The sequence below is a fragment of the uncultured Pseudoalteromonas sp. genome (assembly GCF_963922945.1).
Classification (GTDB): Bacteria; Pseudomonadota; Gammaproteobacteria; order Enterobacterales; family Alteromonadaceae; genus Pseudoalteromonas.
In genome coordinates, this window is the sequence record NZ_CAWUKC010000088.1 from 1 (window position 1) to 15,799 (window position 15,799).

A 15,799-nucleotide genomic window follows, 5' to 3' on the forward strand; every position below is an offset into this window, starting at 1 on the left:
TTTAATTCAGCTCGGTATTCTTTAAACAACTAAAACAACAATGGCGCTGCTCTAGTTGTTTACACTAGCATTACCGCGCGACAAATACACCTTGTAACTCATTTAGATATTTATATTTATCAATTACTAAGTGGCCATTTACCAACGTATACTTTACGCCAGTGGACAACTTATTCCATTGACTAAAATCAGCATTCGCTTGAAAATTATTTGCATCCCAAATAATAATGTCAGCCGCGTAGCCCTCTCTAAGTACACCTCTATCTTTGATCCCTAAATAAGCCGCGGTTTTACGTGAGCTTTGCGTTATAAACTCAGATGTTGTCAACAACTGCTTATTTACAACGTACTCTTGGTATTTTTGAGGGAAACTGGCGTATTTACGCGGATGGCCATTGGTGCCATCTGACGACGTCACAACCCAAGGTTGTTGCATAAATGCATTAACATCTTGTTGTGACATATTAAATGAAGCAACCCTTACATCGCCCTTTTTTACTAACGCTATAGCAGTATCAACCACACTTTGCTTGCTAGCTTGTGCAACTTCTTTTAAGGTTTTCCCCACTAAATTAGCATCCTGAAATGCGGTGATTAATAAAGACTCTGGCCCCCCTCGGCGCCTAATGTTTTCAGTTATTTCAGCGTGTAAGCGATCCGCTAACATAGCATCGTTTAACCGGCCAATAAATGCCTCTCTGGAATCAGCCATTACCCACTTAGGCATAATAGCACTATGCAGCTTAGTGCCAGATGCCAGCCATGGATATTGATCTGCAGAGATACTTACCCCCTTTTGCTGAGCCTGTTCAATCAATTCTATAGCTTGTTCGCTTTGCCCCCACACATCGACGCCTAGCGCTTTAATATGCGCTAAATGTAAATGTACCTGTGCTTGTTCAGCAATTTCAATCGACTCTTTAATTGCATTTAAAAAACCAATGTTAAAGGTACTTTCATCACGCATATGAGTATCATATATACCTTGATACTCAGCAACGACCTTAGCCAGTGAAACAATTTCCTCAGTATTTGCATAACTTCCTGGTACGTAATATAGCCCCGACGATAACCCTAGCGCTCCCTCCTGCATGCCCTTGGCAACCAATTTTTGCATCTCATTTAATTGTTCAGCACTGGCATGTTGCTGTGCTCGACCCATAACTTGCTCACGTACACTGCCGTGACCAATTAATAACGCAACATTAGTACCTATTTTGTTTTTTTGTAACTTACTAGCTGTACCCGCAATATCTACTGGTCCCTCGCCGTCATTACCATTTACAACCGTTGTAACACCTTGTGTTAAATAGTTCAGGTTATTATTCTTATCATTACTTAACAGTTCTTCAAGCGTGTGTGTGTGCGGATCTATAAACCCAGGGCTAACAATCATATTTGTAGCATCAATTGTTTGTTCAGCGATAACGTTACTTTCGCCTTGTAAAAACACGCCACAAATTTTAGATCCACAAACAGCAATATCTAACGCCTCAGAATGGGGTTGCTCTGCGGTATAAACCTGGCCATTAATAATTAAATAATCAGCTTCAAGCTGTTTTTTTGAACAACCGCTTAATATCACTAAACCGACCAACGCTAATAACTTTTTAGTTTTAAATACATCTTTCATAATTCGCTACTCTTTGTCATGATCGGTATTACTCAAAATTGTTTCCATTAAAGTCTCACTTGCTTTTAATGCCACTTTAGTAATCTTATCGCGATTGGTCTCATCCCCCATTTCATAGGTAACGGCATGGACTGCATAGTTATCGGCAAAATATTGCTTAGACACGCCGTTATTAGGCTTATTGCCTGGTTTTTGAACTACCTTAAAGTCAGCTGTGGCAGCATCTAAATTTGCCAACCAATGTTTTACAAAGTATTTGTCTGCAACACCATAATCAACCGGCATAGTATAAAAAACATCATGTTTGGTGGAATGAAAGTCCAACGCAAATTTAACTTTATGCCCTTTTTTAGCCAACTCCTGCAGATAATTATGTACCAGCTTAGTTTCAGGTTGCGCTAATGTGATCCAATCACGATTTAAATCAAAGCCGTTCGCGTTATGTCGCCAGTTACCTAGTGCCACACCATCGGGGTTTAGATTAGGAATAACTAACAAGTTATACTTATCGCGAAAACGCTTCGCAAGTTCAGTTCCAGACAGTAAGTTCTCTACAAACGGAAACAACGCCAGCGCCCCCGTTACCTCAGGTGGGTGTAAACGTCCTAAAACAACCACCCACTCTTTATTTTCATCGCCCGTTTGGATTTTATAGATTGGTCTGTTTTGCGAAGAGTAGCCTAAAATATCCACTTTTGTTTTGTATAATAAAGACAGTTTATTAGCCCAGTTTACATAGTAATCATTATCAATAATTTCTTGCGCTGCAATGTAAATAGGTGTAGTTGAAACCGGTATAGAAAAGCTAAGCCTTTCTTCTTGCTGATAATCAGTAAGCGTATGCCAAGTATGTTTGTCATAACTAAACTTAGGTAAGTAGCGATTAGCTCTGTCACCACTGACAGCAATCGTCACTTTAATTGTTTTTTCCACCTGTGATTGAGCTTTAAAGGCATACCAAGGACTGTTATTAATCGGTTCATTTTCAGGCTTTAAAGTTATTAAAAAGTGATTATTCTCAATCTGTACACATTCATCCATTCTTCCGGTTGTAAAACTGCTAGTTAAAGACACGTTGTCGCTAATACAGCCGTTTGCTTTATCGTCAGGAGCCTCCCTGGTTTGACTACAAGAGATAATAAAGAACAATGATGCATAAAAAAAATAGCGCATATAAACTCCTAAAAATACGTTGTGCATGCAACACAACGTATTTAATTTTTTGCCATTAATTAAAAGTTAGATGAAAAATTCAGATAGAAATAGCGACCTCTGTTCGAATGCAGAGAGCCAAAATAACCATGTGCTAACTCATCAGCCAGTGGCGGTTCTTTATCGCCTACATTTCTGACACCTAAGCGCACTTTAGTCCCTGATAATATGTCACCATCAGTAAAACGATAGTCTGCGTACATATCTACTTGGGTAAAGCTATCTACTGGTAATGTTATTACTTCATCGTTAACGGTCGCTGTAGCGCTAGTATCGGTCACCTTACTGACATAATTTGCACTAACCCCCGCGCCCCAGCTATTTAAACGCCAATCAATAGAGCTACGAACACGCCATTCCGGTCGGCCATTTTGCTTAATTAAATCACCCGTACCTTGGATTGTTCTATCGCTAGGTACTGCAGCATTCCCCTCATTTTGGGCGGCAATTAACTGTGCTGAAATCGGGTCAACCGCCTGCTCAAATTTACTAAGCTTTGCAGCATTAACAGTAAATTGCCAATCACCTAAATTAGTATCCACATCATAAACAAGGCCAATATCAAGCCCTTCAATATTTCTAACACCTAGATTTAAATATTCATTATTAATTTGCACTACTTCATTAGTATTAGCATCACGTATAACAGCCTTATTAGACGACCCCTCACTGCGTAATAATGAGTCATACAAAAGGTGCGATGCAGCAGGTAAAATACCGACTAAATCTTTTTGCTCAATTCTCCACGCATCCACAGTAAAGGTTAAGTTTTCAAGGGGTTGAAATATAAACCCAATCGACGTGTTCTGATCATCCTCAGGTGAGAGATCATCTGAGCCACTTCGCACATCAACTATACTGTAGCTTTTATCTAGCACCGGATCATAAAGGGTATTTGAGCGTGGCACTCCCTCTGCAGACACTTGTGGCAAACCAGGCGCTCTGAAGCCACCGGCATAGGATGCCCTCACACTAACCCAATCGGCAGGCTCCCAAAACAACGCAATCTTTGGTTTAAATGCACTACCAACATCAGAAAAGTGTTCATACCTACCAGCTAGCTGTAATTCCACATACTGAGAACCTGAATCAATAATTGGGGCGATAAACTCCACATAGGCAGAAGCAACATTTCGCGAAGCGTTTGAATCTGGCGTTGGGCTGCTTCCAAGTACATCACTTCCAGAGAGTAGCTCGCCAGTTATTTGATCAATAAAAGGCTGACTGCCATCAAGCAAAGGATCTCGGTTATCCTCAAACGTTTCGCGTCTATACTCAACACCCATAGCTACACCCACATCACCAGCCGGTAAGCTAAAAAGTGCGCCATTGCTAACTTTAAAATCAAATGAGGCTAAGCTCGTTTTAGAATCTCGACTGACTTTAACCATAAATGGGGCAATAACTGTTTGTGGATTCAGGCTAGAATCACCACTATTTGGGTTATCAATATCACCACCGGTGAATATATCGTATGCCAAAGACGGATCGGTACTGTTTATAGTTTGTTGAAATTTACTTGCCTGAATACGGTTGGCAACGTCATTAGTTTCTGCCTCGGTATAAAAAACAGCGCTCTCCCAATCCCAGTCTTTATAAACACCTTTTAACCCTATCAAACCTCGATAACTCAAATCATCAACTTCAATATTGCGCGGTCCGGTGTCTACGGCCCTATAGTTTCTTAGCAAAATATTTTCATTAAATGGATTAAAAGCGGCATCTGCACTAATAGTAAAACGTTGCGCGGTTAAATTATGAGTCTGTTCACGGGTACGCTTAGCCTGGGCGCTATAATAAGTCAGCTCTGAAAACAGTGATAAATCGCGATTAATTTCATGAGTAAAATAACTATAAAAATTTACTCGCTCCACATCTGACACTAAAGAGCGAGTCGTGCCTCTATCAAAACGTAAGTCTCTTGATAGGCCACCACTTGCAGCGCACACCCCGCCGTCAAGGGCTACCACACAATTGTCATCATTTGGCTGAAGATGAAAACGCCCTAAACTGTCTGATTGAAACTCACCCCAAGGAGTTGATGTTGAACGATTGTCTAATTGGGTATCACCAATAAACTCATCGGGCAAAGTTGAATAATTACGTAAGTCATGGCTTTTTGCATAATCACGCTCAGATGCCATCATGCCGTCTCGGTTATAGTAATTAAACGAGGCTGTTAAGTGTGAGCGCCCATCATTAAGATCAAAACCTGTTAAAAAGCTTAGTGACGTTTCTTTAAGTTCGGTACCTTCAGAAAAACCATGAGACACTTTTACTTGGTTACCTTCGTAATCATCTTTTAATTGGTAATTGACAACCCCAGCAACAGCGTCGGAACCATAAATAGCAGCGGCTCCATCACGTAAAACCTGTAATGATCTCAATCCAGAAACAGGCAAAGTGTTAGAATTAACAGTTGAGACCGGAACAAAGTTTTCAGACTGAGTGCCAGGGTGGTTAACTAAGCGACGACCATTAAGTAATGTTAAAGTATTACCTGAGCCTACACCGCGTAAGTTAATAGAAGCAACATCACCCCGGGCATCGTTGACCCCTCCATTGCCCGTGGCTGCCCCAAAATTAACAGCCCCAATTTGCGGGATAGAACGCAACAATTCATCGCCGGTCATCGCAGCTGTATTTTCAATATCTTTTTCAGTTAAAGCCGTAACTGGTAATGCACCAATATCTGTGGCTCGTTTAATATTAGAACCAACAACACTAATTCGTTCTAAATCTTTTTGTAGCTCATCTGTCTGAGCGACTGCAGAGCTAGTGAATAAATACTGCCCGCCCAATGCAGCAAGAATACACAAATTAATATGCTTAACCTTACAACGTTTATTTTTATACATAACTATCCCCATTGATGATGTTATTGTGGCAACAGATAAATAATTTACCGTTTTGCAACATTGCCTAACAAACTATCAATTATAAAGTAGCTAATTATTAATAGGGTATAACCATAGGTTATACCTTCAGATATCCCCTCTATAAATAATCCATAAAACCTAAGGTTATAGCTCACTAAAATTTTTGAACTGCTGATAATGCATAATTCTCTTTAATATCTTTAGCCAACAAAAATTACAAAGGTCTACCATCATGAAAATTGAGTTCACACTGCATGAAACCTTAATCATCACACTCGGCATTCTGTTGTTAGGCTATATTTTGAATAGTCGTGTTATGTTTTTAAAAAACAATAATATTCCAGAGCCTGTCGTTGGAGGATTAGTTTTTTCAATCATTAGTGCGATTGCATATAGTAACTTCAATGTCTCTTTTAATTTTGATATGACGTTAAAAAGCCCGTTAATGATCTTATTTTTTACCACTGTTGGCCTTGGTGCCAGCCTAAAACTTCTAAAACTCGGAGGGCCTAAAGTTATTTTATTTTTAGCCCTTGCAACCGGTTATTTATTTATTCAAAACATTGTTGGAATAGGAGTAGCACATGTTGCAGGTGTTGATTATTTGTATGGTTTGATTGGTGGCTCTGTAACTCTCTCAGGAGGACATGGCAACGCGGCCACCTATGCGGATTTGTTTATTAATCACTATAATGCTGACGAAAGCATATTTGAGCTTGCTATGGCCGCGGCAACGTTTGGCCTCATACTCGGTGGTATCATAGGCGGTCCAGTTACTAAGCGACTGGTGTTAAAACATAACTTAAAAGCCAGTAGTAGCAACACACTAAAAACAGCCCTTCACTTTAACCCCAGCGAAAAAGACACTGTCACACCAAAAAAAATGATAGAAACCTTACTTATTATTCTTACCTGTATGTTTATAGGGCAACAACTCCATACAATACTGAGCAAAGCTGGTGTTATTCTACCGGCATTTTTAATCCCGCTACTCATTGGTGTAGGCCTAACCAACGTAAGCGAGCTACTCCCTAAACTAAAATTAAGTCGCACTTGTATTGATTTATGGGGCACTATGGCTCTTTCTATTTTTTTAACAATGGCACTCATGTCGTTACGCGTATGGGAATTACTGAATCTCGCAGCGCCGCTAATAATTATGATTTTAACGCAATGTATTGTCTTAATATTATTCACTTATTTTATTACTTACCGCGTAATGGGCAGTAATTTTGACTCAGCGATCATGGCGGGGGGTCACTGTGGTTTTGGCCTAGGGGCAACCCCCACCGCTGTAGCTAACATGGAAATATCTGTAGCGCGTTACGGCCCTTCTCCCCAAGCGTTTTTAACTGTGCCTTTAGTCGGTGCTTTTTTCATTGATATTACTAATGCTTTAGTTATACAGTTGTTTTTAACTTTTTATTAAGCTTCAAAGACTAAAGTAATGCGATTACGGCATATAGAGATATTTCACGCAATCTACACCACAGGCTCAATCACTAATGCGGCAAAAATTCTGCATGTATCACAACCCTCTGTTAGCAAAGTGTTGTCGCATGCAGAAATGCAACTTGGCTTTAAGTTATTCGAACGAGTTAAAGGTCGTTTAGTTCCTACCGAAGAAGCCGAGATGATGTTTGGTGAAGTTGACAAAATATACCAACAACTGCACTCTATAAAAAATACAGCGAAGAATATTAAAAAATCAGAATTTGGCAGTCTGCGTTTAGCCGTCACACCTGCGTTAGGATTTGATGCTATTCCGCGAGTACTTGCCAATTATATTAAAGATTATCCCAATATTAATATTGATATACAAACTATCCATAACGATGCGGTGATGCAGTCTTTATTAGAGCATAAATGTGATCTTGCTATTGTGCTCTCTCCACCCACCTTACCAGGGCTAACCATTACCCCATTAACTCAATCTGAGTTAGTTATTGTATACCCCAAGAGCTTATTTCCAGAGCAGCCGAACACACTATCTCTAGCTGATATAGCTGATTTAGACACCATTGACATACGTGATAGTGGCCCATTAGCAGAAAAATTGTGGGTTAAAGTTATGCAAGATGACGTTAATTTAACCTCATCTATAAAAGTGCAGACCTACTTTATTGCTGTCAGGCTGGTCAGTTACGGCATGGGTATATGCATTGTAGATAAACATACTGCAATGGGTAACCTTAATGACAACATTGCATTTGCGTCATTTGAAGAGCCTATTTATTTTGATATCAGTGCGGTACATTTAGAAAACCAAACAAAGACCAAAGTAATGGACGAGTTTATTCCCTATCTTACCCTATAAATGCGATTATAACCTTAGGTTATAATCATCAGAAAACAACGTACTTTTCAAATTTCTGCCAACCTATAAGCTCAATATTAATCTTTATTAATTATTGGACAAACGCATGAATATTTCTTTTCCTTACTTACTTTTTTTAGGTGATAGCACAGATGTATTAAGCATAAAAATGGCCAAAGGGCCTGCCGATTGGTCCCCTGAAAAGTGTATTGCAGAGTATCGTGTCGAAGGTTGCACGGTGTCAACTGGGCTACCACAAATGAATATTGCCCAAGCGGTAGAAAACGGCGCAAAATCTTTTGTATTAGGCATGGCAAACAGTGGTGGCATATTAGACCCTAAATGGGTTCCTTACATTATTGAAGCGTTAAAAAATGGCCTAGATATTGTTAGTGGCTTACATCAAAAATTAGCTGATAATGCCGACATTGCCGCTACAGCAAAGCAATACAATCGACAACTATTTGATATTCGCCATCCCACTCAAAAGCTAGCCACAGGCACAGGTATTAAACGTACGGGCAAGCGCATACTGACCGTTGGCACTGATTGCTCAGTGGGTAAAATGTACGCGTCGTTAAGCTTAACAAAAGAAATGCAACAGCGAGGACTCAATGTAGACTTTAGAGCCACAGGTCAAACGGGTATTTTAATCAATGGCGAAGGGATTGCTATTGACTGTGTAGTTGCCGACTTTATTTCTGGCGCCACTGAATCCTTATCACCGAATAATCAACATGACCACTGGGATATAATAGAGGGTCAGGGTTCGTTATCACATCCAGCTTTTGCTGGCGTAAGCTTGGGCTTATTACATGGCAGCCAACCTGATGGGCTAATTATTTGTCATGCACTTAATCGTACCCATATGCGTGGCATTGAGCAAAGCGCGTTTCCAAGTATCAGCGAAACCATAGCCTTAAACTTAACAGCGGCTAAACTCACTAATCCAGAGGCCAAAGTTCTTGGCATTGCTATCAACACCTCATCGGTATCAGAAGACGAAGCCAAAAAGCTTTGTGAAGAGTTAAGTAAAGAATTTGCGGTGCCTTGTATTGACCCAATTCGCCATACAAGTAAAGCCATTGTCGATAACATGAATGAGTTGCAACTATTATGAAAGCATTAATACAAGCCGACCAAATCACCTTTACGTTAAAAAATAAATTATTTCCTTTAAAGAAAGTTTTTCGTATAGCCCATGGCGCTCGCACCGAAGCAAGTGTACTTGAACTCTCTATTTGCGATGGCGTGCATTCAGGCTGGGCTGAAGTTGTACCATACATTAGATATGGGGAATCGATTAGTAGCGTCTCTGAGCAAATAAAACAGTTTTTTTCTCAAAATCAGTATGCATCAGATTTAGAGCAACAAATTAGCTTATTACCCGCGGGCTCAGCACGTAATGCATTAGATTGCGCATTATGGGATTTAAAGGCCAAGCAAACACGCAAGGGCGTTACTGAGTTACTTGAGTTACCCAACGCTGAGCCTTTTATAACAGCGCAAACCTTAAGTATCGATAGCGCCGGTGCTATGGCCAACGCAATAAAAAAAATAACACCGGCCCCACTCATAAAAATTAAACTCGACAACGAAGGAATTATTGAAAAGATCCGTTCAATTCACCAAGCATCACCTAATAGCCAGTTTATAGTGGATGCAAATGAAAGCTGGAGTCTCGACGATTTAACACAGTGTGTGGGTGAGTTAAAAGCAATGAATGTAATTTTAATTGAACAGCCCTTACCGGCTGGTAAGGATCACGATTTAATTACCTTTCACTCTCCCATTCCCTTATGTGCAGATGAGTCTTGTCACACATCAGCAGATCTAACTTATTTAAAAGACCGTTATGACGTGGTGAATATTAAACTTGATAAAACCGGCGGCCTAACTGAAGCACTCAATTTAGCACAACAAGCAGAAAAACATGGCTTTGAAATAATGCTAGGTTGCATGGTAGGTAGCTCTTTAGCCATGGCACCTATCGCCTTATTGGCTCCTCTAGCAAAATATGTAGACTTAGATGGCCCACTATTAATTAACCAAGACAGAGAAAATGGGCTGCTGTTTGATCAAGGCTATATGAGTATTCCAGCACACTTTTTGTGGGGCAATGGTGGCAAATAATAGTAACAAAACAACACTCGTCATTATAAGAAATAATACGAGTGTTTTTTACTTTAAAGCTTAAGGCAATAAAATGAAAAATATCCTGTTCGCTATATTAATTTACCTCACTAACTTCTCTTATGCTTACGCGTTATCTATAACAAGTAAAGTAACAGATGAAGCTAATATTCCCCTTACTGGCGTCAGTATTACCAGCGCAACAGAATATGTAACGACCACAAACGATGGCACTTTTACATTAAAATTAAACACCCAGGATATCTACCAACTTACAATTGAGAAAAAAGGTTTTTATAAAAGTATCCACACTTTTTCATATTCTGAAATTAATGACTCTCAAGGTCGATTGACTCCCATTGTATTAGTCAAAAAGCAACCAGATCGTGTAATGCTCGCTTTTGCGGGAGATACTATGATGACAAGGCGCTATTACCAGCCTTATTTTAATCACCCGACTTTACTCCACACAGACAGCTTACTTGCAGACAGTAAAAATATTGTTAGAGCAATGAAACCGTATTTAGAGATTGCAGACTTCACATCAGTAAATTTAGAGACCACTATCGCTGAGCAAGCTATGGACTCAAGGGCCGACAAATCAATCAATTTTGTATCTCACCCAAAGACACTTAACGCCTTAAAGTGGGCCGGGGTTGACTATGTAACCTTAGGTAATAACCATATCTATGACTTTCAACAACAAGGGCTTGAACAAACGTTTAAATATTTAGATTTGTCAGACATTGCATATTCAGGAGCTGGGTTAAATAGCAAAGACGCTATTCAACCTCATATTGAGCACATAAATAATCAGCCATTCGCATTTTCAGGGTTTGTAGGTTGGCCAGGCACCTCAAAGTCAACAGAAGTCGCTACGCAGAGCCAAGGCGGAGCTACACTTGGTAATTCAAACAACTTACTGGAATCACTTAACATTGCAACTAAACAGCAAGCAAGGGCCATTATTCAGTATCATGGCAGTCAAGAATACACTAATGAACCTACTTTGGTGACAGAGCAAAGATTAAAACATGTGCTTGATTCAGGCGCTGCATTAGCAATTGCTCACCACCCACATGTAACGCAAGGGATAGAGCTTTATAACGATAAGCTGCTTGCTTATTCACTGGGTAATTTTATCTTTGATCAAAATTTTTCAGCAACACAGCATAGCTTTATCTTATATGTATGGATGGATAACGGGCAATTTCATCGTGCTGAATTAGTACCTATTTACTTAAAAGGCTACAAACCAACCCCTGCGGTAGGCGAACACAAACACCAAACACTGCAACGTATAAGTGCATTATCTAAACGACGTAATACACTATTAACCGCTTCAGGGGCGCATGCCGTTTTAAGTAAAAACCTACAAAGCAAGGTAACTAGCTCCAAGCATCATTCACTCAGTAAATTAGAAACAACAATAATAAATACCAAAAAACTTGGTTGGCAAGCCTGCCCAATAGCAGTGCATGTTAACAATACTCCTGCCCCCTACCGATTAGGCACTAATTTAATTAATGGCAGTGACTTTGAAAACTTTGCCTCTTTTAACGTCAAAGAGCGACAATGGCTGATTGAAAATGCTGCGCATTCTGAAATTGTGAGCAGCAACCTTAATCAAGCAATGTCATTAACAACCAAACCACAGCAACCCTTATGGTTTGGTATACAAAATTTTAGACGAGTTTATGAGCCCGACACCCCAGTATCACTCTCATTTAAGATCAAAAATAACAGCAAACTAAAAATTACAGCCTACTGGCAAGGAAGAAAAAATGGACAGCCACTATTTGATGCTTACACCAACAGCGAAAAGCAGCTGATTCAAGAACTTAATATAGACAGCAATGAAGTATTTAAATACGTTGATATAGAATTTCAGTCGCCACGCAGAGGCTATAAAAGTTACCGTGTGCTATTAGAAATTCAAGCTATTCCCTCTCAGCAGCAAGCACATTTAATACTCGATGATATAGCACTAGTAGAATGGCGCACAGCCTATCAAAAAGCCGCAAAGCCAAGCGATTGCTTTACACCATCAACACACATAGGCCTAAAGGCTATTCTACCTAATAATGTAGAAGTATTAAGCTACTAGCTGGTATTAGAATATATACAAAGCGAGTACTCTTTAATAACTCCCTCTACTAGGAGAAAACATTACTCTCCTCTTAAGCCTTACATAGTAAGGCTTTGAGCGCGATTTGGCTTATTAAATTAAGCTAAAAACATCTGAATTTGGCTATTTCAGACATTTTCACCTGCTTAATTGTGTGAACGATCCATCGCCGCCAATACGTGTCAATTATATGAACATAAAGCCTAGCTTTTTAAGCTAGGCTGCTTTGTTTTATCAGTCCGTACAGCCACTAATATCGCGTTGATAACGATTTCCACTTAATTATTAGCTGTAACACCAGCCAATTCTCTTACAAAAGAACACGCCGACAGCCACAGCGAGATACAGCCAACTTTCACAGGGTTTATTGATATACGTGCTGTCAATGAATCACGCATTATCTGATTCAGCCACTCCAAATTATTCCTGTATATGCTTTTCAGAAATGGCCGGCGGAACTCACGATTTAAAGTAACGACGCTTACAGCCTAAATAAGCTTTGCCCTTAGCGTTTAGCTGAATAAGCCTATTCAAATTGAGGCCAATTTTTCTTGCCAATGGTACATATCATTTAAACTCTTGTATTTTATAAATCAACTTAATCCTTTTGGGCAGGGTTAGGTTATTTATTTGTACCAAAACTTTATAACACTGGTGAAGCCAGTTATTAGATAAACCTAAATCCATTCAATCATCCAATGAAAAATTGCATATCGCTAAATTAGAGACTGAGTTAAAGCGTGTCACGAAGGAGCGGGACCTTTTAAAAAAGCCTTTAAGCGATAGAGCGCTTGAAGATAAACGCTCGGATACCATCAAGTATTAGGTAAAGTAAAATCAGAGGACAATCTACAGTTCAATAATAAACATTACGTGGTCAAACACCCTCACTGATTTTAAAGCTTGGAGATAGCTAATCATCCAAAGCGTCAAAATACAAGTGGTTAACTTATTACACCTAGTGTTCTTTAACGGTTTCAACAGCCATTGTTAACTGGTTATCTGAAAAAGATGGTTTAAAACGAAAACCAATTCTGTACAAACAAGTCATTAGCTTATCAATACTGAATTTATCAATTCGGCCATTAACAAGATCACTTACGCGAGGTTGGGTTAGTCCTAATTGAATCGCTGCATCAGCCTGTGACCAATTCTTCGCATTAATAATGTCACGAATAACAATCATCAGATCTGAGCGCGTCTGAAGTTCAGAAGCTTCGGCTTTATCTTCTGTAATTGCATCAAAGATGTTTGAGTATTCAAGAGTCATCTTAATAACCTTATTGATTAATTTACAAACAATATATATCAACACTGATATATATACAAGCATTGATATATTTATTTTATTTCGTTTTGCATTAGCTTGTACCGCTTCTTCGCAGTGTCCATAGCCTGTTTATCAACTCCGTTAGTAGTCTTGGTAAACGAGTGTAAGATGAACACTGTATCGGCAAACTTTGCAACGTAAATCGTTCGGTATGCTGGTCTGCCGTTCTCTATCAGCTCAACCGCGCCAATACCTGCACTCTCCTTTAAGTGCTTAAATTTGCTAAATGGCTCTTTGTTTTGACAGATAGCGTTTAAATCATTTGCAAAGCGCTTTTGAGTTTTATCAGGCAACGCTAGAAACTCTTTTTTTGATTGATTGTTTATAAACTTAAACTTTTTCAACTTCCTAATGTCCTGTCACTTTAATTCTTGAATATACACTAATTTATGTGAACCGCCCCGAGTTTGCCAGAGACTTAATAACTTGAGAAACTGGAACTATGAAAAATCAAATCGCTATACATCAGAATTTCGTGAACGTGCAATTAGGCTTGTTACCACACAACAGCATGAATACCCATCTCTTTGGGCTGGCACTAGTATCGGTTTCAGACAAACTGGGGTGTAGTCCAGAAACACTTAGAGCATGGGTCAAGAAATCTCAAGCTCAAGCGAACGAATGATATCCTGAGGCAAGCTGCCGCTTTTTTCGCCCAAGCGGAAGTCGACAGCAAACAGAAGTAATCGTGGATTTTATTGATGCTTGCCGAAAGCATTACGGTGCCGAGTCAATTTGCAAGGAATTGCCGATTGCACCATCAACGTATTATTCTCATAAAAAGGTACAAAGAGAGCCTGAGCGGCTGTCTAACCGCAAAAAACGTGATGCTGAGCTGATGATACTCATTCGCGAAGTGTAGGAGGATAATATGTCAGTTTATGGTGCAAGAAAAGTTTAGAAGCAGCTACAGCTTGACGACCATCGAGTCGCCCGCTGTACAGTCGAACGATTGATGGGAATTCAAGGTGTTCATCGGGGTAAAGCACATAAGACAACGATACCTGACGAGCAACAAGATAAGCCTCTGGATTTAGTTAATCGTCAATTTACTGCTGAGCAGCAAAATCAACTTTGGGTCGCTGATATCACCTATGTTGCCACATGGAGTGGGTTTGTCTATGTGGCTTTCGTGATAGATTTTTTTTCACGATACATTGTAGGTTGGCGTGTATCAACGACAATGCACACAGAACTTATTCTTGATGCACTAGAGCAAGCTATTTGGCACCGTGGCAACCCTGAGGGATTAATTTTCCACAGCGACAGAGGGAGTCAATAATTGCCTATAAGGTACACTGAGCGACTTGCTGAAGCTGGAATTCAAGCGTCTGTAGGGAGTGTGGGTGACTCTTATGACAATGCATTGGCTGAAACAATAAATGGATTATTTAATAACAGAGATTATTCGCAGAAATGGCCCGTGGAAGAATGTTGATGCTGTTGAATACGCAACGTTAGAGTGGGTTAATTGGTTTAATAATCAACGCCTATTATCTTCAATTGGGTATATTTCACCAGCTCAGTATGAAACAGACTACTATGATAATTTAAACGAGTCAGGTAAAGTGGCCTGACTTAAACAAACTGGTCTCCGATGAACTCGGGGCGATTCATTATTACTTTATATTTAATCAGTTTAAATTATTTAAAATAAAGCAGGGTTAAAAATTAAAAAGCGCGGCTTAAAGCCGCGCCATAATCAGGTTTTTACTATAGGCTAAATAGCTTAGCAGCTCATAGCGTCAAACTTTAAGCTAATATTATTATAGATTAACAACATTATCAGATTGCGCAGCCGGCTCATCGTTAACTAACGACGTTAAGTATTGGCCAAAGTCTTCACCTAACTTAGTATCGCGCATGCCGTATTCTACAATCGCTTTTAAGTAGCCTAGCTTATCGCCACAATCGTGCGAGCGGCCACTCATATGGAATGCTTCTACGGTTTCTTGCTTCATTAGCTCATCAATTGAATCGGTTAACTGTATTTCACCACCAGCACCTACAGGCGTTTTAGCAAGCAGTGGCCAAATATTTTTGCTTAGTACATAACGCCCTACTACAGCAAGATTTGAAGGCGCTTTATCTGCATCTGGCTTTTCAACCATAGTTTTAATTGCCGCACTGTTACCTGGCGTTAATTGTACGCCGTTTATATCAGCAA

The 15,799-nt window shown here is 39.6% G+C and carries 11 protein-coding genes, 1 pseudogene and 1 other annotated feature; of the genes and pseudogenes, 6 read left to right on the forward strand and 6 right to left on the reverse strand.

Annotated features, from left to right (window positions below):
• Positions 1–70 precede the first annotated feature (70 nt).
• The 3 genes from AABI99_RS15215 to AABI99_RS15225 are packed head-to-tail and all read right to left on the reverse strand — an operon-like array spanning position 71 to position 5,703.
• Entirely contained in the window at positions 71–1,633 is a 1,563-nt protein-coding gene (locus AABI99_RS15215; RefSeq protein WP_338366937.1) for an amidohydrolase family protein, read from the reverse strand.
• Positions 1,634–1,639: 6 nt separating this feature from the next.
• Complete coding sequence (locus AABI99_RS15220; RefSeq protein ID WP_338366940.1) at positions 1,640–2,806, reverse strand: M14 family metallopeptidase; 1,167 nt, start codon at positions 2,804–2,806, stop codon at positions 1,640–1,642.
• A 59-nt stretch (positions 2,807–2,865) separates the two neighbouring features.
• On the reverse strand, positions 2,866–5,703 hold the full coding sequence (locus tag AABI99_RS15225; RefSeq protein ID WP_338366941.1) for a TonB-dependent receptor: 2,838 nt from the start codon (positions 5,701–5,703) through the stop codon (positions 2,866–2,868).
• Positions 5,704–5,956: 253 nt separating this feature from the next.
• Between AABI99_RS15225 and gltS the strand changes: the two genes are divergently transcribed.
• The 5 genes from gltS to AABI99_RS15250 all read left to right on the forward strand — a co-directional run bounded on the left by gltS (position 5,957) and on the right by AABI99_RS15250 (position 12,281).
• Entirely contained in the window at positions 5,957–7,153 is a 1,197-nt protein-coding gene (gene gltS / locus AABI99_RS15230) for a sodium/glutamate symporter (RefSeq protein WP_338366942.1), read from the forward strand.
• An 18-nt stretch (positions 7,154–7,171) separates the two neighbouring features.
• Positions 7,172–8,041 carry a LysR family transcriptional regulator gene (locus tag AABI99_RS15235; protein WP_029773251.1) on the forward strand — a complete coding sequence of 290 codons (870 nt, stop codon included), beginning with the start codon at positions 7,172–7,174 and terminating at the stop codon, positions 8,039–8,041.
• Between the two features lie 106 nt (positions 8,042–8,147).
• Positions 8,148–9,161 carry an N-acetyltransferase DgcN gene (gene dgcN / locus AABI99_RS15240; protein WP_338366943.1) on the forward strand — a complete coding sequence of 338 codons (1,014 nt, stop codon included), beginning with the start codon at positions 8,148–8,150 and terminating at the stop codon, positions 9,159–9,161.
• The gene (gene dgcA, locus AABI99_RS15245) at positions 9,158–10,174 is read left to right on the forward strand and encodes an N-acetyl-D-Glu racemase DgcA (protein ID WP_338366944.1); all 1,017 of its coding nucleotides are present in this window, start codon (positions 9,158–9,160) and stop codon (positions 10,172–10,174) included. Before dgcN ends, dgcA begins: the two co-directional genes overlap by 4 nt.
• 73 nt (positions 10,175–10,247) lie before the next feature.
• The gene (locus AABI99_RS15250) at positions 10,248–12,281 is read left to right on the forward strand and encodes a CapA family protein (RefSeq protein WP_338366945.1); all 2,034 of its coding nucleotides are present in this window, start codon (positions 10,248–10,250) and stop codon (positions 12,279–12,281) included.
• Positions 12,282–13,260: 979 nt separating this feature from the next.
• On the opposite strand, the gene AABI99_RS15255 is transcribed toward AABI99_RS15250, so the two are convergent.
• A complete protein-coding gene (locus tag AABI99_RS15255) occupies positions 13,261–13,572 on the reverse strand; it encodes a helix-turn-helix transcriptional regulator (RefSeq protein WP_338366946.1) in 312 nt (103 codons plus the stop codon).
• 71 nt (positions 13,573–13,643) lie between these two features.
• Positions 13,644–13,976, reverse strand: a complete 333-nt coding sequence (locus AABI99_RS15260) for a type II toxin-antitoxin system RelE/ParE family toxin (protein WP_338366947.1) — start codon at positions 13,974–13,976, stop codon at positions 13,644–13,646.
• Positions 13,977–14,058: 82 nt separating this feature from the next.
• Here AABI99_RS15260 and AABI99_RS15265 point away from each other — a divergent pair.
• Positions 14,059–15,209, forward strand: a pseudogene (locus AABI99_RS15265) (IS3 family transposase).
• Positions 14,276–14,392, forward strand: a sequence feature (AL1L pseudoknot). Its footprint overlaps the pseudogene before it by 117 nt.
• 189 nt (positions 15,210–15,398) lie before the next feature.
• On the opposite strand, the gene AABI99_RS15270 reads toward AABI99_RS15265, so the two are convergent.
• A partial coding sequence (locus AABI99_RS15270) for a sugar phosphate nucleotidyltransferase (protein ID WP_338366948.1) occupies positions 15,399–15,799 on the reverse strand: 401 nt, incomplete at its 5' end.

Bases quoted from the DNA above. Each gene is read 5' to 3' on its own strand.
- AABI99_RS15215 (WP_338366937.1), bottom strand. From the start codon at position 1,633: ATGAAAGATGTATTTAAAACTAAAAAGTTATTAGCGTTGGTCGGTTTA.
- AABI99_RS15220 (WP_338366940.1), bottom strand. From the start codon at position 2,806: ATGCGCTATTTTTTTTATGCATCATTGTTCTTTATTATCTCTTGTAGT.
- AABI99_RS15225 (WP_338366941.1), bottom strand. From the start codon at position 5,703: ATGTATAAAAATAAACGTTGTAAGGTTAAGCATATTAATTTGTGTATT.
- gltS (WP_338366942.1), top strand. From the start codon at position 5,957: ATGAAAATTGAGTTCACACTGCATGAAACCTTAATCATCACACTCGGC.
- AABI99_RS15235 (WP_029773251.1), top strand. From the start codon at position 7,172: ATGCGATTACGGCATATAGAGATATTTCACGCAATCTACACCACAGGC.
- dgcN (WP_338366943.1), top strand. From the start codon at position 8,148: ATGAATATTTCTTTTCCTTACTTACTTTTTTTAGGTGATAGCACAGAT.
- dgcA (WP_338366944.1), top strand. From the start codon at position 9,158: ATGAAAGCATTAATACAAGCCGACCAAATCACCTTTACGTTAAAAAAT.
- AABI99_RS15250 (WP_338366945.1), top strand. From the start codon at position 10,248: ATGAAAAATATCCTGTTCGCTATATTAATTTACCTCACTAACTTCTCT.
- AABI99_RS15255 (WP_338366946.1), bottom strand. From the start codon at position 13,572: ATGACTCTTGAATACTCAAACATCTTTGATGCAATTACAGAAGATAAA.